Origin of the sequence: Streptomyces durhamensis (assembly GCF_000725475.1) — a bacterium.
Lineage (GTDB): Bacteria > Actinomycetota > Actinomycetes > Streptomycetales > Streptomycetaceae > Streptomyces > Streptomyces filipinensis.
On the sequence record NZ_JNXR01000044.1, the window covers coordinates 26,776 to 44,772 of the forward strand.

The following is a 17,997-nucleotide window of genomic DNA, read 5'->3' on the forward strand; positions in this document are numbered from 1 at the left end:
CACGGCTGGCCGTCACTCTTGACAATAGGCAGGTAAATGCCTGCATAATCTTAAGCGTGAGCCTCGAAGCAACAGCGATCGACTCGGTGTTCAAGGCGCTGGCCGACCCCACCCGGCGGCTCCTGCTCGACCGCCTACGCGAGCACAACGGACAGACGCTGCGCGAACTGTGCCAACGCCTTGACATGGCACGCCAGTCCGCGACGCAGCACCTGGACATCCTCGTGCGGGCCAACCTCGTCACCGTCGTACGACGCGGCCGGGAGCGGCTGCACTACCTCAACCCGGCCCCGATCCACGAGATCGAGGAGCGCTGGATCTCCGGCTTCGACAAGCCCCGCCTCCAAGCGATCAGTGCCATCAAGCACCAGGCAGAGGAGTACGCCATGACCAACGCACCCACACCGGTGCCGGACTACGTCTACGTCACCTACATACGCGCCAGTGCGGAGCAGGTGTGGCAAGCCCTGACGGACGCCGACCTGACGGCGCGCTACTGGGGACACGCCAACGTCTCCGACTGGCAGCCGGGCTCTGCCTGGGAGCACCGGCGAGCCGACGGCTCGGGCAAGATCGACGTGGCAGGCCATGTCCTGGAGGCCGAGCCCCCGACCCGGCTCGTCATCACCTTTGATGACGCCCCCGATGCCGAATCGCCGAGAGAGCCGTCGGTCGTCACCTTCCTCGTTGAACCGCATCAGGACATCGTTCGCCTCACCGTCACCCACGAGAGGCTCCCCAACCAGGAGATGCTGGGCGGCATCTCGGCCGGCTGGCCGGCCGTGCTGGCCAACCTCAAATCGATGCTGGAGACCGGCGAGGTCCTGCCGCAGGCGCCCTGGGAGATGTCCCGCGCCCACACCTGAGCCGCGCCTCTCCGCCCCTGGTTCCTTCCACATACGGCCGCACAGAGAGGTGCAAACATGCTGCACGCTGCCCAGCTCCAGGACGCCTACCGAGCACTGCTAGACGCCGCTACCACCGTGGCCGGCGCCGACGACCCCAGCCCCGCTCCGCCGGACGGCGAGTGGAATGCCGACCAGATCCTCGCGCACGTCTCTCTCGTCAGCGCCGCCACCATCGCCGCCGTCGCAGGTATTTCAGCGGGGACCAACACGACGTACGACAACCGGATCGCCCTCGACGCCTGGACTATTCGGCAAACCATCGAGCACGCTGGCGGCAACGCCGGGCTCCAGGACCGCATCAGCGGGCAAGCAGCCGCCCTGTGCGCACTCGCCGGAGGTGCGGCGCTCAGCGACGCCGAACTCGGCACCGTGGTGCCCGCCCGGCTCCTGTCCAACGACACACTCCTGGTCGATCAGCCCATGCCGCTGCGCGACATCCTCACTGGACTGGCGGAGGCAGAACTGCCCGGCCACACGAAACAGCTCCTCGCCCTCCTCCCCGACCGGGCCGTGGCCGAGGCCATGCGGTGACCACGTCACAGCGATACTGACTTCGGCTCGTCAGGGAGATGTTCGCGGAACCTGCTCACATCGGTGGGATGTTGGCTGTGATCCGCGGCGTGTGAGGTATGCGGACGCGGGCGGGTTGACGCCGGAGGCACGCCGACGCCGAGAGGTGGTGCGGAAGCAGGCGGCGGAACTATTCGCCCAGAAGGTGAAGCCGCCCGAAGTCGCGCGGCGGTTGCGGGTGAGCCGGAAGTCGGCCTACCAGTGGCGCCAGACTTGGCGGGACGGAGGCGAAGAGGCCCTCGCCTCGCGGTCGTCGGCCTCGATCACCGACAAGCCGAAGTCAGTATGTGCCTGGGGTAGTGCTTGGCCTCGGTGACCGGCCGGTTCTGCCGTGGCCGATCGGCGCAGGGTGGTCATGCCGCTCACCGCTGCCGATAGCGGGTGCCGGCTGTGGACGTGGCCGCTCAGCGCGCCGGTAAGACCTGGTCAGAGCGGCGTAGAGAGTGACCGGCCAGGGGCGGCCGTGGTGCGTGCGACATGCAGGACGGGGAACCGTCTACAGCGCGCGCGTGCCCATCGCCCGGATAAAGTAACTCATATTTTGTGTGCTTGTAGGACTGAAGTAAGGGCATCCGGTGGCCAGGAGGTTGATAACGATGGTTCCCCTGCTTCTGGTTCTTCTGCTGGCTCTGATCCTCTTCGGTGCAGGCTTCGCCCTGAAGGCGTTGTGGTGGATCGCGGTGCTCGTGCTCATCGTGTGGCTGCTCGGCTTCGTCGTCCGTAGCGCGGATGGCGCAGGCCGCAAGGGCCGCTGGTACCGCTGGTAGACCGAAGGCACCGGCGCGAGGAGCGCGCCACGCGAAAATCAGGGGTGGCCCGGCCGACGCGGTCGGGCCACCCGTGTAGGAAGACATCCTCCCAAGGGGTTGGGAGGGATCTGGCCTATCGGAACCTTGCACCTGCAAGCCCCTGTCGGCGCACCGTCGCCACGGGGCCGGCCATCGCTGCCGGAATGTCGATCCGGCGCCCACGCACCGCGTGGAGCGTTTCCGGGCCGCCGCCACCGGGGACTCCGTCGTGAACTCGCACGCTCTCCCTCTGGCCGTCCGAGCCGTGGGAACGAGTCGAGACTGTCGTTCGATACTCGGTGTGTATGGGGACTGCCCGGATGCCATCGGCTTGTCGCAGGTGCGCCGCCGCTGGGTGCGGCGGCATGTCGGCCGGGACGTGAGCGTGGGAAGCGGTACTCGATGAGGCTGCCGCTGGAGCCGCCGTCGGCCCAGATCAGCTCCAGCAGCCGACCGCTGCCGGAGGAACAGGTTTCGACCTGCGAACCGACCGGCGACGCCGAGGTGCACGAGTGCCCTGGCTGAAGCAGAAGGCTGCCACGAAGAAGACCCGGAGGAGCCGTCGTCGGCTGGCCGAGCTTGGCCCTTCTGGCCAGATAACCCGCGGGCTTCTGCGGGCCCGGTAAGTCTCCAGGGTGAGGCTCGTCGTCACGGTGCTGCACAGCATCGGGCGCCTTTCACGTCACGGGGTCCAGGCTGTGCCTTGCCACTGTTCCGGTCCGCCGCCGTGCCACTCGATGATCGGTGACTCGGCCACGTCCAGTTCGTCCATGTCTGCAAAGCCTGCCCGGTGCAGGAGCGCCGTGAGCTCGCGCAGACTGAAGGCCGTGCCGGAGGTCTCGCCGTCGATCTGGATACGGCGTCCGCCGTGTTCGTTCGGTGGGAACACGATCACGTGGCGCTCGGCCATGTCCGAATCCTCTCCTGGCTCACCCTCGCACTCGCAGACCGCCTGCCGACGCTATTGGGTGGACGATCCGGGGTGCGAGCGGAGACACACCACACCAGCCTTACCTGGGACGAGGTCGGGTGCATCCTCGACTACTCCAGGTCAGGCTCCTCTTGCCGAGGCTGGAGCGTGTCCTCTTTGACATCCGGGGCTGGCATTCGGCCCTGGCGGTGGGCCAGAGGAGCACGGGAGGCTGGAGAAGCGTATCCCCGTGGTACGGAGGCCGATGTCCGCTGGCGTGCGGGGGATCTTTGTCCGGTCACCGTGTTGTTGCTCCGTGCCTGGTCGGTCAACCGCACGCTCGCGGCTCTGACGCCGGCGCATTCCGATGCTCAGCGCTCATGCAGGCGGGGGTGGGCAGCCCGAAAGGGGCTGCCAGGTCCTCAAGGAGGTATCGAGGCAGATGGGCCTCACACTGCGTGACGTGGCATCGCAGATTGTGCAGTGGCCGCGCTCCAGGTTTCCCAAGGAGATCCACGCCGACGTCGACGAGGCGCTCGAGCGCTGGAAGGCGCATGCCCTCCAGGTGCCGCGCCTGCCTGACGACACCGTGTGGCACGCAGCCGGCCGCCCGCGCTGCCGGCCTCTACGCGTGAGGCGGCGCCGGCACTGCTCCACCCTGCCTGCTGCGCTGCTCGACGGCGGCTACCTGAAGCCACATGTTCTGTGTGGATGCCTGTCCCGCTGCCCAGCGTGCCCGCTGCGCTCGTGGTACGTGCACAGTGCGGTCCGCCGGTGGTCAGGGGTTGTCGTGGAGTTCCTGGTGCATCTGGGGCTGGTCGTCCTTGTCGTGCTTGAGGGTGTACTCCTCGACCTTGTTGAACGCCTTGGAGGCCTGGCCGAGGATCGCGTCGTATGGGTTGGTTCCGGTGGCCTTCTGGGCGGTGCCGCCGAAGAGACCGCCGAAGGTGTTGCTGGCGACGGAGTGGCCGGCCGCGGCGATCTTGGCACCGGTGTCGAGGGCCGCGTTTCGGGGGATGCCGGCCATGTCGGCGTACTTGTCGCCGAACGCGGCACGCACCATGGCGACGAAGGGGTCGTAGGCCGGTGGGGGCACCATCTCCTGCTTGTAGAACTTCAGGGCCTGCGCGGTCATGAACTTGCCGTCGTCGGACTCCCTCCACTCCTTCTCGCGCTCGACCCTCCAGATCCGGTCGACCAGTTCGGCGTCCTTGGGCATCACCCCCTGCTCCGGTGTGCCGAGGCAGTGGTTGACGTAGTGCCAGGCACACATGAAGCCGTGGCGGTCTTCGTCGGAGACGTGTACGCCGAGGTTCTTCAGTGCCTCGAGGATCTGGACGCTGGAGTCGCAGATGGCGCCGGCGGTGTACTTCTGCGAGACCGGCTCGCCCCACTTGGCGTAGTCCCACTCGCCGCTCTTCTCGTGCGGCTGGCGGACCGAGGCGTGGACCAGGCGGACCTTGGTCACGTCGCCTTCAGGGTGCCGTTGCGCAGGGCGCCCCTGTCGCCCATGCCGATGTACAGGCGAGAGGACTGGGACAGACGTCGGCCCGGTCCGTCTACTCCGCCCAGGCGCCCGGTGGAGCGCAGGGTGAAGGCGCCGGTGGGGGACAGGTACGTGCCGATCAGGCCGACCGTACCCTGGAGCATGGACGCCTCGCCATGGTGGTGGTCGAAGAAGCCTTCTGCAGCCTTGACGCCCGCCTCGCTCCAGCCGGGCGGCTCGGCGGTGGCCTCTTTGAGGAAGTTCGCCAGCCTTGGGGGCAGGTCGGAGAGGTCCTGTCCTGGGTGCAGGGTTCCGATCGTGCGGAACAGGCCGTTGACCCCGTCGATTTCCTGGTTGTCGATCAGGTCGGACACGAGGGCGTCGGCGGGTGGGTCGCCGGCCTGTTTTGCGGCCTCCATTTCGGCTTGGACGGTTTCGGCTGTCATGGCCATGGGTGTTCTCCGTTCTTCGAGGTGGGCAGGGCGGCAGGGCGGCAGGGCACTCGGAGCCTGTCCCACGGCAGGGTTATGGGGCAGGCGGTCCGGCAGGCGAACGGTGTGGTGCACCAAGATCGCCGAAAGGAATCCTTTCCCTGTGTTGAGGGGCCTGGCGCGCGCGTACGGGCGGCGTCCGGGAGCATCGGGTATCCGTCCCCGTGCTCCGAGATCACCTTTTTGGTCCCGGGCGCGAAGACGTGGACGAGGTAGCGCCGCGTCCTCGACCACCTGGTCAAACTGGGGCATACCTGGCACTCGCTGGTCGGGCAGGCCCGCAAGGCACTGGGCGGCAGGGCCGGGATCATGAGGCGCCAGCCGAAGCCTTGACGTCCACATCCGTGGGCGCGCCGGGCAGTTCGCGCATCGTGCGCAATGGCGAGAGCAACACTGGGATAACCGCGAGCAGTTCACCAAGGGCGCCGACCCACATGGCCTGCCGCGCCCCAATGCTCTGCCCCAGTGCGCTGCCCATGAACGCGCCCACCGGCATGGCTCCCCAGACCACGAAACGGACCGACGCCGTCATCCGGCCCAGTAGCGGTCTCGGGCACAACTGCTGTCGGAACACGACCGAGTTGATCTTGAACGTCATGTACACCACCCAGCCGAGGCCCTGGAGCACGACGCCGACCGCGAACCGCCAGTCGGACTGGAACATCGGCAGTGCCAGCATCCACAGCAGGCCGCTCAAGGTCACCGACAGGCACATGGCGGGCCCCTGTCCGAGCCGGGCGGCGATCCTCGTGGTGAGCAGGCTGCCGAGCAGGCCGCCCACCGCCTCCGCGGTGAAGACCAGTCCGCACAGGAACGGCGACAGCCCCAACTCGCCGTTGAGCAGCACCAGCAGCATCGACGCGCCGATCGTGGCGGCCAGGTTGGAGATCGCGGCGGTCAGGGTGATCGCCCGCAGCAGCGGGTTGCCAAAGACGAACCGGAGCCCCTCGGCGATCTCGGACCGCAGGCTCGCCTCGGGGTGGGCCTCCGGCTTGGCCTCGCTGCCACGGATCCGCGACAGCAGGAGCGCCGCGGTCACGAAGCCGACCGCGTCGACGACGATCGCCACCGGCGCCGTCAGCGCCCCGACCAGCACACCGCCCAGGCCCGGCCCGCCGACCTGGGCGATGTTGCGGGTGGTCTCCAGCTTGACGTTGGCCTCCAGCAGTTGGCCGTCCTCGACGAGATGCGGCAGATAGCTCTGATAGGCCACGTCGAAGAAGACCGTGCACACCGACACGCCGAAGGCGGCGACGTACAGCTGGCCTATCGTCAGGACGTCCAGCCAGTACGCGACCGGGATCGAGCCGAGCAGGACGGCCCGGGCCAGAGCGCAGACGATCATCACCGGACGGCGGCGGACGCGGTCCACCCAGGCGCCGGCGGGCAGGCCGATGACGAGGAAGGCCAGGTACTCGAAGACGACGAGCAGGCCCGTCTCGAACGGGGTGGCGTCCAACGGACCGATGGCCACCAGCGGAAGGGCGACGAGTGTCACGGCGGCACCGGCCTGGCTGACCGAGTCCGCGGTCCAGAATCTGCGGAAGTCTGGGTGGAAGAAGAGGCTGGAGCGGCACGGCTCGAGGCCGGGCAACCGGGAAGGCGTCATGGCGGGAAGGATCACCAGCGTGGTGCCGCGGACACCATTGTTTTAGTCTGGGCGAAAACATCGGTGACCGGCGGGGGAGACGCGGCATGGGCGCGGTGCGGTTCGGCGTGGACGACATCGCCAACGTCAGGTTCGCGATGTCACCGCTGTGGGAGACGGTCGCCAGCTACCGGGCAGCCCTGGACCCGGGCCTGCACGTGGTCCATCTGCCGTGGATCCGCTCCGCGTTGGCCCTGCTGCGGGACACGGACCTGGCCGAGCGGACCGCGCCCCTGAAATCGCTGGTCCGCACGCCACCGCCGCGCTGCCCGCTCGCCGAGATCGAGGAGGAACTGGCCTTGCTGTCCCCGGCCCTCGGGCTCGCGGACGCAGTACGGGCCTGGTGGGGGGCCGCGGTCCAGCCGTACTGGCCGCGCATCCGTGCGGTGCTGGAGGCGGACATCGCCCACCGGACCCGGCAGTTGGCGGAGGACGGTATCCGGCAGGTCTTCGCCAGCCTGAACCCGGCACTGACCTGGTCCGGGGACACCCTGCTCTCACCGGACCTGCCCGAGCCCGCCCCCGGTCTGGGCGGCGCCGGGATCACCCTGGCACCCACGGCGTTCGCCGTCCGCTGTCACTTCCTCACCGAGGACGGCCCGGCCCAGCCCGCCCTCGTCTATCCCACCCGCGCCGTCGGCACCCTGTGGGAGCGCCGGGATCCGACCGGCGACAGCCTGGCCCGCCTCCTGGGCCGCAGCCGGGCCCAGCTGCTGACCTACACCAGCTCGCCCGCCACCACGACACAGCTGGCCGCCCGCACCGGTCTGAGCCTGGGCGCGGTCTCCCAGCACCTCACGGTCCTGCGAGAGGCCGGCCTGGTGACCAGCCACCGCTACCGGCGCGAGGTCAACTACGCGGCCAGCGACCTCGGTATCGCCCTCCTCGAACGCGGGTGAGCCCTCGTCGCTTTCCCATGGCTCGATTCCCCGAACCGGCTCCGGGCGGTGGAGCCCCGTATTGCGAATCGGCACCGTCCTGCCCGCCGCGGTGGTACCCCCGCCTCATCAAGGGTGTTGTCGCCAAGACCAGGCTCGACCTCCAGCCGCCGTAACCCCGGCCACCAAGAGGTCGTCTCGATTGGTACGTGTGACCTGGGGCGATGGTCCTATGGTCCTGGTCTGCCGACCTGCCGTGATCATCTCGATGTGTTCCATGGCGGGAGGCAAGAGATGGCGATACTGCTGCCCGATGGGCTGGCTACGCCGGCACTCGTGATCGATATGGATGTGCTGGAAAGCAACATCGCGCGGATGGCTGAGGCTTCGCGGGCTCAAGGGTTTGCCCTGCGTCCGCACGACAAGGCCCACAAGTGCGCGCAGATCGCGGATCTTCAGCTTCAAGCTGGCGCGCCCGGGCTGTCGGTGGACACGATCGGCGAGGCCGAGGCATTCGCTCAGGTCGGCGTGGACGACCTGTTCATCGCGTACCCCGTGTGGCTCGATGCCGACAAGGCGCACCGGCTGCGCCGCTTGGCTGACGACGCTGCTCTGAAAGCCGGCGTCGAGTCGGTCGACGGCGTGCAGCGGCTGGGGAACGCCGTGCGTGGCAGTGACCGGCCGGTCGAGGTACTTGTCGAGGTAGACAGCGGGAGCCGTCGCACAGGAGTGCAGCCTCACACGGCTGGTCAGGTCGCGAAGGCTGCCGCCGATGCGGGACTCAGTGTTGCCGGCGTGTTCACGTTCCCGGGGCACGGCTACGGCCAAGACGCGCGCACGTGAGCGCGCCGCACGAGACGAGGAGGATCTGGTGCTGGTCGGTGGGGCGACGGTGATCAGCGTTTCCGTCCCGGACTGCTCCGTGCTGGACGTCGGTAGCAAGGTTCTTGGCTCTGACCGGTCGTCTTGGGTGACGGGCCACGGCTACCTGCCCCGGTTCCCGCGGGGATCCATCACCGGGTTGTGGGAGCACCACGCCGTGGTCCGCCTTCCAGAGGGAGTGCAGGGGCCACGTCTTGGGTCGGCGGTCGCGGTCGTCCCCGATCACATCTGCACGCCGGTGAATCTCGCCGGCGAGCTGCTGGTCGTGCGACACCGCGAGGTGATCGACCGCTGGCAGGGCATGGCACGAGGTGCCCCTACCTGAGCATCACTTCAGGCGGGAGAGACGGCGGTGCCAGACCAGAGTCGCGGCTATCTGGGCGAAGGCAAGGAAGTGTCCGGCCTTGTCGAGGTCCGGCTGACGGGCGACGGCTCCCGCTGGAGAGCGACCGTGTTCACTCTCGCCGAGGTTGAGCGTCTGATGGAGAGGTGGTCCCGAACGGACGAGGCGCTGGGTGGTCGCTACTTCTGGTGCTCCGACGGACTGATCGTCCGGGACCCCGGCATCGACAACATGGCCCTGGTGCTCGCCGGCCTGCTCGACTCCGGTGGCGCAGGCCCGAACGACAGGCACCGCAGGACGCGCGGTCGCCGCGGGCGCACGGGCGACGCGCACCGTGGTCGGGGAAGGGCGCCCCGCACCGGTGTGACCTTCCCGATTCAGGCACCCTTATCGCGGCGCCGGAGCACGCGGCCAGGGCGTCCGCCGTGGTAGGAGCCGGAGCGCCCCGTCCGGGTACTCGTGCAACACCGCCGCACGCGGGCGGAGAGAAGTGAGGGCACGAGCCATGACGACACCCATGCCGGGCATCCGCCCGCAGAGCCGTGGGGTCCGCACGGACCTGCTCGGGATCTACCTCAACGACCATCTGGCAGGTGCCACGGTCGGAGCCGGACGCTCCGTGTTCGCGGCCCGGTCGCATCGCGATCCGCCGTTCGCGGAACCACTGCGGGACCTCGCGGGCGAGATCGGCGAGGACCGTGCGAGCCTGCTGCGCATCATGCGGAGCCTGGGCGTGCCGGAGCGCCGCTACAAGGTCGCGGCATCCGGTGCGGCCGAGCGACTGGGGCGCCTGAAGAGCAACGGGCGCCTCTTCAGACGTTCACCGCTGACGCTGGTGATCGAACTCGAGTTCCTCCGGCTGGGGGTGAAAGGCAAGGAACTCGGCTGGCGCACACTGCGCGCCCTGGCCGAGGCGGACGACCGCCTTGACGAGCAGGAGCTCGACGGACTGATCGCACGGGCCGAGCGGCAGATGAGCACGCTTGAGGAGCTGCGTGTGAGGGCGGTTCAGGACGTGTTGCTGACCGGCTGACGCGGCCGCGCCCCGGGGACTGGACGCGAGCGGCCGAGGGGGGAGGCGACCGGCATGCTGTTGCGCCGCCGGGACATGTCCAGTCCGGCACATCCATGACCCAGGACGCATCGGCCTGGTCAGCCAGGCTGGTTCTCCGGCTCGCCATAGGAGTAGCCCGTTCCAGGGCCACGAGCAAGCGTCCGGAGCCGGTGCGCAGCGCCGCCTGCTCGGTATCGAGTGCGCCGGGAGAGGCCAGGATCTTGAGGTTCCCGGTGGGCCCGGCGTGCGGAGTCGAGCCCGACCGACGCGCCGGGGTCAGCGGGCTCGTCGTGGGGACCGCTCATCGCAGCGCGAGGGCGCGCAGACGGCCAGCAGCGGACCGAGAGCGGCCGCCGGAAGGGGGTGGGGCGGGTCTGGATGACCATGAGCCGGTCCGCTCGTGATCCGTGCGGTGCCGCATCGTCGTAGGGGATTGAGCCGAAGGCTCTCGTCGGACCAGTGGCGGGCCGCCCGCAGATCGGTCAGGACATCGCCCAGCCAGCGGGCCCGCTCGGCCCAGTCAACCAGCGGGCCCGCGCGCCCCAGTCATCCGGCACGTCCGCCCCTTCCCCGGTAGCCAGCCGGTTCGCCGCGTCGGTGAGCAGCCGGTCGCTCTCGACGGACAGCTGGTGGCGCAGCTGCCCCGCGCGGCGGTCGTGGACCGGGGGAGACACCAGGGCGTTGACGCACGGGCCCACCGTGGCGCCGAGCGCGGCCTCCAGCAGCCGGTGGACGACGTCCATGGGCCCCTAGGACCCGTTGACGATGACGAACGGGCGGCTTCGGGGGTGCGAGACCTTGGGCGCCGAAGCGGGCGGACAGCGCCCAGGCGAGGACCGCGGCGGTGCCGCGGCTTCAGCGCCTGCACCGTCCTCTCCCGCTCCGGACCCGGCTCGGTGACCGAGCAGCGGACCGAGCGGCCGACCGCACGCACGCACGTCGCCAGGGACGTCGCCCGCTGGTCGCATGAGCACGCCGGCGCATGGCGCGGGCTGCCGAATCGCCGGGTCTGAATCTGGCCGGCGCTGCGGACCACGCGGAGCCGAGCCCGCTGGCAACGGTGCGCGAGACCGTCAGTCCGGGCTCTCGGCCGGCAACGCGCTCCCGGCCTCCCCTACTGCGCGATCTCGACCTCACCGCCGCCTGCAGCCCCGGACCCTCCGCCATCTGCGCTGGACCAACACCATGATCAAAACGCTGTCACCGAAGCCGCTCACCAGCCTGTGAGTCACTCCTGGGCGACCACCCGGATCGTCTTCAGCTGCGTGTCGGCCGCGTCGGGCAGGTTCATGCCTGCCGCCACTCCGCTGGTGAGGTACCGCAGGACCGATTCGGTGAGGCGTTCGCCGGGGAGCACGGCGGGGATACCGGGCGGATACGGCGTGATCATCTCGCCGGCCAGCCGCCCTGCCGCGCGGTGCATGGGTACGTCCTCATGTGTGGGAACTACCGATCCGATTTCTGGTCGCCGACCCTGTTTCCAACGTGCCGATGCCGGAGTCCGCCAGTCACCCGCGGTACATCCGGCCCAGGGCCACGCGGACCTGCCGGCCGCCGTCTGGTGGTAGGTTCTCACATTCCGTGTCATGCAGCGGCACGGAGGCACAGTCGGCTGATTGAGGCGCTCGGACCAGACCACGCGCCCGAGTCGCGGGGCGCCCGCTTTGGGCCAGCCCATAGGGCGGACGGATGCTGCGCGGCATCGTCACCAGCGGGAGAGAGCATGGAGCTCTCTGGCGAGACGGGTGTCGTCGGTGCCGATCTTGCGGTAGACGGAGGAGAGCAGTCGCTTCACGCTCTGTTCGGTGATGTGCAGTTGCTTCGCGACCACCGCTGCTGGATGGCCTTGGGCCGTCATTTCGGCTACGCGTCGTTCATGAGCGGTGAGTGTGTCCCTCTGCGCGTGGCGCAGGGGCCGCAGTCCTGCTGCCATGAGTTCCTCTCTGGCGTGGGTAGCCAGTGCCTCGGCACCACAGTGGACTGCGGTTTCCAGGCCACGATAGAGGCGGTCCGCGGCTTCTTGCAGTTGGCCATTCCGGGACAGGGCGGCGCCGTATCCGACCAGGGCCCGAGCCAGTTCGTACGCGGCGGGGGACCGTTCCAGGTAGTCGACGGCCTCGGCGTACAGGTCGAGTGCCGCCGGCCCGCTGGTCACTTCGGCCTCGGTGTGGAGTGCCTGGCCGATCGCGGACGCCGTACCGAAGTGCCGGGCCCGTTTGCCGGCTTCCCGGGCGAGGCGGACTGCCTGGTCGGGGGCGGTGGGGGCGACTGCGGACGCCAGATGCAGCTGCCAGGGGCACCAGGTCGGGTTGCGCCAGTTCCGTGAGTCCAGCCGGTCCCCGGCGTCGGACAAGAGTCGCTCGGCCTCGGGCTGCCGCCCCTCGGCCAGGAGCAGTTCGGCGTACACCGTGCGGGGATCTGCGTAGATGGCGGTGCTCGGAACCACCTCGCCATAGCGGTAGGAATCGGCGAGCTCGCGCGCGTCGGTCGTCCTCCCGCGGGCGACAAGGGTCTGGATGAGGGCGCCGATGGCGAACCATTGGGCGGGCACTGCGCCTTTCACCCGGTCGGCAGCGGTGAGGCCCTTTCGTGCCATTTCCTCCGCTTCGGGAAGGCGGCCGCGCCGGAAGAGGGTGTAGGCCAAGAGGGCCTGCCCGACAGCCAGGTGGGAGCCGCGCCAGCCTTTGGCCTCGCACTCGGCCATCCCTTGGGTGAACAGCTCCTCGGCCCGTCGTGGCTGGTCGCAATACATGAAGACCAAGGCGACGGATGCGGGCACCTCGAAGCCGCGGTTCTCATCAGTCCAGCTCAGTCCGCCGCGCAGGGCCTCCTCGGCATAGGACAGAGCGATCTGCTGCGGCTCGCCGCGCATCATGGCGTCCCAGGCTCGCAGGCCCAGGATGGACCGCTCTTCCAGACCGCGTCCGGTCAGGCGCTCGGCCAGCCGCGCCAGCCGGCGCGAGCGGGCGGACGAGTCGGGCTCGTCGGTGCGGAACGCGCTCCATACGAAGTGATCGGCCTGCATACGCAGCCGGATGCGTGGGTTGGTCGCCTGCCGTGCCTCGTCCTCGGCCAGAGCTGCCGCCTCGGCCACTTGGTCGGTGTGGGCCAGCGCCTGCGTCAGCCGATGGACGATGGAGGCCCTCAGTGCGGGGGCGACTCCGGGTTCTGACAGAGCCGCCCGGAGATGACTGATCGTGGCCCTGGGATCGATCAGGAAGGTCGAGCAGGCCAGTTCATGGAGGAGCGCCGCACGGTCCTCCGGGAGGGGCGGCTCCAGCAGCGCCCGGCTCAGGACTCGTGAGGCGGCCTCCGGCGCCCCCGCACGAAGGTACTCCCGCGCGGCATTCCGCAGACACTCGACTACTTCGGGCCTGCCTTCGCAAGGCACCTCCAGCAGGTGCCGGGCTGCGGCGGTGGGACCGAACCCGGCAGCGCGGACGGCTTCCGCCGCGAAATCGTGCAGGGCGGCTCGCATGGCCCCGGGAATGCCCCGGTAGATCGCCGAGGCGATGAGCGGATGTACGAACTCCAGGTCACCGCCCTGTCCGGGGGCGTCTGCCAGGATTCGCGCGGCGCGCAGTGTTCCGATCGCCGCGGCGGCCTCCTCGCTGTCGATGACGGCGACGGTAGCCACGAGATCCGGTGAGATGGGGGTGCCCAGAACGGCGGCGGCCCACGTGAAGCGGACGGCCGCCGCACCGAGTTCCTGTAGGCGTTCGAGCAGGCCGGGGCCCCTGATAGCCGAGGCCAGATGCCGCACCACAGTCAACTCGTCGTGCGTGCCTGATACTCGCCGTTCGCCGAGCCGAATGGCGAGTTCGGCGACCTCCAACGGCGTCCCTCCGGTCACCATCCAGCATTCCCTGCAGAACGCGTCGTCGGCCGCCTCGCCCACCTTCCCCTTGATGATCCGTGCCACGCCGGATGGCGTGAGTGGCTTCAGGGCGTAGGGACGGTTCCTGTGGCTCTCGATGAGCGCGCGGAAGGTGGTTGCATCGCGGGGCAGTTCGTCCGGCCGGTAGGTGACGACGATCAGCAGTGGGAGGTCCTCGGCTCGTGGAGCGAAGGAAGCGATCCAGTTCAGAGACTCGACGTCGGCCCAGTGGATATCGTCCACGAGCAAGACGACGGGTGCCTTCGTGACCGTGAGGCGGGTCATGACCCAGTCCAGGCCGTCGCGCACCCCGGTCGGATCCGGTGTCCGAGCGGTGTCCGGCGCCGTGAGTCCGAGCGCGGCGGCGACGATGTCGTACCAGCCACCCAGGAAGACACGGCGCTCCGCCTCGTCCATCGCGGCCAAGGCAGGCTGCATCAGCTGACGCACCACGCGGAACGCGTTCCTCTGCTCCGTCTCGGCGCCCTTGCCTGAGAACACCGTGAACCCGTGTGTCGCGGCCCGGGCGCGCACCTCCGCGATGAGGGCCGTTTTGCCCAGTCCGGCCGTGCCGGTGAAGGCGAGCAACCCGGTGTGCCGCGATCGCCGCACACCCTCGATGGTTCTGCCCAGTTCCGTCAACGCTTCGTCGATCGCACGGAATTCGCCCTGGCGCTCCAGCAGGCAGGCCTCGGTGGTCGGCTGCAGCAGCTCGTGAGTCACATGTTCTACCGCATCAGGCCGCTGATCCCGGGGAAGGAGCGGCGACCGCTCGAATTGCTCCTGGGGGGACGGCCTCTCTTCGGCCATCCACTCCCTCAACTCATTCCATCCTTCGATGGCACTCTGCGTCGGAACCTGTGCATCCTCTACATGGTGGAGTTGCTTGAGAAGGTCGTCAGCCCTGACGGACCCGCTGGACGTCGACGGGGGGGTCGGCACGTCTGACCAGTCCTGGCCGTTCCTCATACTGCTGCCTCCTCTCCTGGACCGTCGTCCCTCCACTCGGATGGAAAGACAACCTCGTCCCCCAGTTCCGTGACCAGCGTGTTCCGCGCGTTTCTCAGGTGGACCCGTACGGTGCTCGGAGCGATGTCCAGGTGTGCGGCGATCTCACGGTTGGTCCACTCGCCCTGCCACTTCAAGAGGGCCACCCGTCGCTGAGCACAAGGCATGCTGTCGATGACCTTCCAGCACTTCTGCAAAAGGAGATTGGAGATCGCCGTCCGCGGCGTCTCCAGGTCGGACACCATCTCCTGGCTGCTGACGCTCCCTGCACAGCCTCGGGCTGCTCCCCACTGGTCGAACACCTTGTTCTTCAGCACCCGGTACAGCCAGGCCCGTTGAATTCCCTCGCTGCGGGTACGCAAGGTCTCCCACTGCAAGGCAGCGGCTTTGAACGTCTCCTGAACCAGGTCGTGAGCCATATGGCGATCACCACCGAGCAGTCGGTTGGCGAACTTGACCAAGCCATCGCGGAGCTGCATGTACCGGACCGCGATCTCATCCCAGTGCATTGGCGGGATTCGGGGCGTCATGAGTCCCGCTCCGGAGGCGATACCGCCCTGCCTCCGACCTGAATCAACATTTTCGGGCCCCCCATGCCACCCTCCTGTCTCACTACGGTGCCGGGCGGCGCCTGCGTGGTGATGGCCAGCAGAGTCTTGCGGCGCGACCTCTCCGCAAGGGTTTTCGTCACTCCACCGATGAATAAGACGCAGCAGGCTGACTGCCACGGCAACGTGTGCCGCACGAAGGATGCCCCCTCAACTGCCCACCCCTGCACCAGGGCTGTGATGGCGTTCATGCCTGTTCATCTCTCGCCCCAGCAGAAGTGTTTAGTCGACGTCAACGGCTGAGCCAACGCGTTACGGCAGGCTTCATACCAGGGTGCAATCAAATTCGAACACCTGTTTTTCGATAGGCCGTCAGTTCGCATATATAACGGACAACCGCGGGGGCAGATGGTGCTGTGCGTCTACGGAAGCGTGACCTTCCATCGCAACGCCCAGAATCGGTCGGCGCCGAGTGGCCGGGATCCCCGTCGACGGCCCCCGGATGGTCAGGTCAGCTCAAGGAAGTTCCATCGGGCGTCCGGCTGGGCGCCGCTCAGCCACTTGCCGCAGTTCTGGAGCACGACCGGGCTCGACGTTATGTGCTGCGCTCCCGTCCCGAGGTCGCGCAGGAAGCGGTCGATCGGGCCGCGGCGGATCGCCGCCGAGCCGGCCCAGCGGTGTACGGTGCGGCCCACCTCGTACACGGTCGAGGTCGTGTGGTTCAGGACGAGACGGATCAGAGTGTCCTGCTCCGTGCTCGGCAAATCGCCCTGGTCCAGCGACCGTTCGACGTCCATCCAGACGTCGTTCACCCAGGCCCGGGCTGCCCGAAGTCCGGCCTCCGCCGTCGCGTACTCGGCGTGGAACTGGGAGGTGTCGACCGCGGCACCCCGCGAACCGGTCCGCGCCGCGGCCACCCGTTTCAGCTCGGTCAGCAGGCGCCGGCCGACACCGAGGGCCCAGCCAGTGTGCCCAATCGCTGACATGTTGACCAGGCCGAGACGGTAGACGGCGCCGCCGTTGACGGGGGTGTCCGTGGTCGCGACGTAGGTGTACTCGTGCGGTACGTTCACATCGGTGCAGTGGTAGTCGATGCTGTGCGTCGCACGGAGCCCGAGCACGTCCCAGTTGCCGTCCAGGGTCACCTGCGACTTCGGCATCGCGAGGACCCGCAGCTCACCGGTGCCCTCGACCTGGACCGCGCTGTGGATGTGGGTGGCGTGCGCCATCCCGGAGGCGAACTGCCACTGGCCGCTGACCTGGTAGCCGCCCTCGACAGGGACGGCCCGGCCGGGGCGTGTGCCATGCCCCGAGAGCAGCGCGTACTTCCCGTTCGGCACGTCGGGGAACAGTTCGGCCGCCGCGTCCACGGCGAGGTACGCCGCGGTGGTCCCAGTCATCAGCTGCAGCGCGAACATGGTCCACCCGGCCGCGGCGTCGTGGTAGCTCACCCGCTCCGCCGTCTCGATCAGCTGCCGGGGCGCGAACTCGCATCCGCCAAGGCTCAGCGGGAGCTCGGCGCGTACGATCCCCGTGTCCAGCAGTGCCCGCGCCGTGTCTTCCGGCAGCCTCCCCAACTCCTCGGCAGCATCAGCCCGTTCATCGAGTACCCCGCCGAGCGCATCGATCCGCTCCAGCACCCCCGCCAGTTCCGCACTGACATGCAGCTGACCCTTGCCCCCCATGAAATTCCTCTCCTCGTGGTCTGTTTCCAGATCGTCTCACGTACCCGCCCCGCCGCCCGGTCCGGAGGCTCCAACCAGACGGAACCGTCCGGCTGTTGAAATCGGCGTCGTCCGCCCGACTCATCTGGGTCTCGCCGTCGATCTGGATACGGCGTCCGCCGTGTTCGTTCGGCCGTAACGCGATCACGGGGCGCTCGGCCAAGTCCGAATCATCGCTGCTCAGCCCTATGCTCCGGCCGCACTCACAGACCGCTTGGCGGGGCTTTGGTAGGCCCGGATGCAAGGGACGCTGAGCCGTCTCGCCGACCACGTTGACGAGCTCCGTCTGCGGACTCCGTGAACAGTCCGCCTGGCTAGAGGAGGAGCAGGCCTCCCGGAAGTTCCTCCTCAATGATCTCGACCAGCCAGTCGAAGGCAGTCGGTCCACGGCCAGCACAGGCTTCCGCCAGCCTGGCGGTCATGCGTGCCTTGTTCGTCGGATGACAGAGGGCGAGCCACATCTCGAGCTGACGAGCCGTTTCGGCGTGCCCGAGATTCTGGCGGGAGGCTTCGTGATCACGCCACTCGATCACGAAGTCACCGTCGTCGGGTGTCCCGAAGCCGCCGCGGAGGCAGTCGGCGAAGGCATCGAGGTTCCGGCCGAAGTAGCCGCCGCAGCCGATGGTCTGGCCGGCGACCCGCCAGAAGTCCTCCAGCGTTCCGATCTGGCTGCCGTCCAGCACATATCTCACCGTCACAGTCCGCAGACTACGTCCGGCCTGGCAGCCTGCCTATTCGTTTTGAACCTGTGCTGTCCAGGCAGGACCTCGCACGAGTTCGCCGGAACATGTGCGTTTTCGAGCGAGAGTCGTTGGAGGCGCTGGCGACGCTGACGTCCCCCTCGCGTTCGGTCAGGTAGGTGTGGGCCGACGGGGCGAGCCC

General features: G+C 68.5%; 16 protein-coding genes and 3 pseudogenes. 9 read left to right on the plus strand and 10 right to left on the minus strand.

The genetic code is table 11. The annotated features are described in order from the left end of the window. Positions 1 to 77: 77 nt before the first annotated feature. From IO33_RS0139525 to IO33_RS0139535, 4 genes and pseudogenes are all read left to right on the plus strand, one after another. Positions 78 to 866: an ArsR/SmtB family transcription factor gene (locus IO33_RS0139525; protein ID WP_037687158.1), complete on the plus strand. Its 789-nt coding sequence runs from the start codon at positions 78 to 80 to the stop codon at positions 864 to 866. A gap of 57 nt (positions 867 to 923) precedes the next feature. Then, entirely contained in the window at positions 924 to 1,439 is a 516-nt protein-coding gene (locus IO33_RS0139530) for a hypothetical protein (RefSeq protein WP_031173943.1), read from the plus strand. Between the two features lie 91 nt (positions 1,440 to 1,530). Further along, positions 1,531 to 1,728, plus strand: a pseudogene (locus IO33_RS48515) (helix-turn-helix domain-containing protein); the annotation flags it as partial. Positions 1,729 to 2,074: 346 nt separating this feature from the next. Beyond that, positions 2,075 to 2,245 carry a hypothetical protein gene (locus IO33_RS0139535; RefSeq protein WP_031173944.1) on the plus strand — a complete coding sequence of 57 codons (171 nt, stop codon included), beginning with the start codon at positions 2,075 to 2,077 and terminating at the stop codon, positions 2,243 to 2,245. Positions 2,246 to 2,948: 703 nt separating this feature from the next. Here IO33_RS0139535 and IO33_RS0139545 read toward each other — a convergent pair. The 4 genes from IO33_RS0139545 to IO33_RS0139560 form a co-directional block, all read right to left on the minus strand. Continuing rightward, positions 2,949 to 3,176 carry a hypothetical protein gene (locus IO33_RS0139545; protein WP_031173945.1) on the minus strand — a complete coding sequence of 76 codons (228 nt, stop codon included), beginning with the start codon at positions 3,174 to 3,176 and terminating at the stop codon, positions 2,949 to 2,951. 778 nt (positions 3,177 to 3,954) lie between these two features. After that, the gene (locus IO33_RS53120; RefSeq protein WP_031173946.1) at positions 3,955 to 4,644 is read right to left on the minus strand and encodes an oxygenase MpaB family protein; all 690 of its coding nucleotides are present in this window, start codon (positions 4,642 to 4,644) and stop codon (positions 3,955 to 3,957) included. Continuing rightward, positions 4,641 to 5,114 (minus strand): hypothetical protein, encoded by a 474-nt coding sequence (locus IO33_RS53125; protein ID WP_245236025.1) that lies wholly within the window; start codon positions 5,112 to 5,114, stop codon positions 4,641 to 4,643. The genes IO33_RS53120 and IO33_RS53125 overlap by 4 nt, the downstream gene beginning before the upstream one ends. 346 nt (positions 5,115 to 5,460) lie before the next feature. Beyond that, the gene (locus IO33_RS0139560; RefSeq protein WP_051927244.1) at positions 5,461 to 6,762 is read right to left on the minus strand and encodes an MFS transporter; all 1,302 of its coding nucleotides are present in this window, start codon (positions 6,760 to 6,762) and stop codon (positions 5,461 to 5,463) included. Positions 6,763 to 6,848: 86 nt separating this feature from the next. On the opposite strand from IO33_RS0139560, the gene IO33_RS0139565 reads away from it, so the two are divergent. The 5 genes and pseudogenes from IO33_RS0139565 (at position 6,849) to IO33_RS0139580 (ending at position 9,937) form a co-directional block, all read left to right on the plus strand. Beyond that, on the plus strand, positions 6,849 to 7,700 hold the full coding sequence (locus IO33_RS0139565) for an ArsR/SmtB family transcription factor (RefSeq protein ID WP_031173949.1): 852 nt from the start codon (positions 6,849 to 6,851) through the stop codon (positions 7,698 to 7,700). Between the two features lie 273 nt (positions 7,701 to 7,973). Then, on the plus strand, positions 7,974 to 8,522 hold the full coding sequence (locus IO33_RS53130) for an alanine racemase (protein ID WP_245236026.1): 549 nt from the start codon (positions 7,974 to 7,976) through the stop codon (positions 8,520 to 8,522). Positions 8,523 to 8,550: 28 nt separating this feature from the next. Beyond that, entirely contained in the window at positions 8,551 to 8,886 is a 336-nt protein-coding gene (locus tag IO33_RS53135) for a type III PLP-dependent enzyme domain-containing protein (protein ID WP_245236027.1), read from the plus strand. Between the two features lie 87 nt (positions 8,887 to 8,973). Then, positions 8,974 to 9,168 (plus strand): annotated as a pseudogene (locus IO33_RS53140) (hypothetical protein); the annotation flags it as partial. 241 nt (positions 9,169 to 9,409) lie between these two features. Then, positions 9,410 to 9,937 carry a hypothetical protein gene (locus IO33_RS0139580; RefSeq protein WP_031173951.1) on the plus strand — a complete coding sequence of 176 codons (528 nt, stop codon included), beginning with the start codon at positions 9,410 to 9,412 and terminating at the stop codon, positions 9,935 to 9,937. Positions 9,938 to 10,440: 503 nt separating this feature from the next. Here IO33_RS0139580 and IO33_RS0139585 read toward each other — a convergent pair. From IO33_RS0139585 to IO33_RS0139615, 6 genes and pseudogenes are all read right to left on the minus strand, one after another. Continuing rightward, positions 10,441 to 10,701, minus strand: coding sequence for an aromatic acid exporter family protein (locus tag IO33_RS0139585; RefSeq protein WP_031173952.1), 261 nt, complete (start codon positions 10,699 to 10,701; stop codon positions 10,441 to 10,443). A 485-nt stretch (positions 10,702 to 11,186) separates the two neighbouring features. Continuing rightward, positions 11,187 to 11,393, minus strand: a pseudogene (locus IO33_RS49925) (Orn/Lys/Arg family decarboxylase); the annotation flags it as partial. A 270-nt stretch (positions 11,394 to 11,663) separates the two neighbouring features. Next, on the minus strand, positions 11,664 to 14,558 hold the full coding sequence (locus IO33_RS0139595) for a helix-turn-helix transcriptional regulator (RefSeq protein WP_245236028.1): 2,895 nt from the start codon (positions 14,556 to 14,558) through the stop codon (positions 11,664 to 11,666). A 242-nt stretch (positions 14,559 to 14,800) separates the two neighbouring features. Then, positions 14,801 to 15,352 carry an RNA polymerase sigma factor gene (locus tag IO33_RS0139600; protein ID WP_031173955.1) on the minus strand — a complete coding sequence of 184 codons (552 nt, stop codon included), beginning with the start codon at positions 15,350 to 15,352 and terminating at the stop codon, positions 14,801 to 14,803. A gap of 545 nt (positions 15,353 to 15,897) precedes the next feature. Then, a complete protein-coding gene (locus IO33_RS0139610; RefSeq protein ID WP_031173957.1) occupies positions 15,898 to 17,076 on the minus strand; it encodes an acyl-CoA dehydrogenase family protein in 1,179 nt (392 codons plus the stop codon). A gap of 353 nt (positions 17,077 to 17,429) precedes the next feature. Further along, entirely contained in the window at positions 17,430 to 17,813 is a 384-nt protein-coding gene (locus IO33_RS0139615; protein ID WP_031173958.1) for a barstar family protein, read from the minus strand. Positions 17,814 to 17,997 lie beyond the last annotated feature (184 nt).